The sequence below is a fragment of the Thermogemmata fonticola genome (assembly GCF_013694095.1).
GTDB lineage: Bacteria > Planctomycetota > Planctomycetia > Gemmatales > Gemmataceae > Thermogemmata > Thermogemmata fonticola.
This window is the reverse complement of the sequence record NZ_JACEFB010000047.1, coordinates 1-420: the sequence shown is the minus strand read 5'-3', so window position 1 is coordinate 420 and position 420 is coordinate 1. Positions and strand designations below refer to the sequence as shown.

At 66.2% G+C, this 420-nt stretch carries 1 pseudogene; it reads left to right on the top strand.

Annotation, left to right across the window (positions count from 1 at the left end):
* Positions 1-420: pseudogene (locus tag H0921_RS17630) on the top strand (hypothetical protein); the annotation flags it as partial.

Here is a 420-nt window from a genome sequence, read left to right as displayed (position 1 = left end):
TCGCCATCAACCACCCCCGAACCTCCCGCCCGACGCGGTCATCCGCGATTGGCTCCCCTTCCGCCGACTCCTCGAAACCGTCGCCGCCGAAACCGCCCCCACCGCTTCACCCGACCTCCTCACCGCCCCCGACCTCCTCGCCGAAGGCACACCCCGCCGCTCCCCCGCTGCCACTTCCCGCCCCGCCGCTTCAGCTTCCCCTGCCGCCCGCCCAGCTTCCCGCCATTTCCCCAACGATGCCGACTCCGACGAAGCCAGTCAGACCTGGGAGGACGGCCATTTCTCCACCGAGAACAACGAAAATCCCCAGCAAACCTGGGACGATGGCTATGACGAGGACGACGATGGCTGCGACACTGATCACTCTTGCCGCGAGAACATGACGTGTCACTGTCACTGCCATTGCGCTGGCCATTGCCA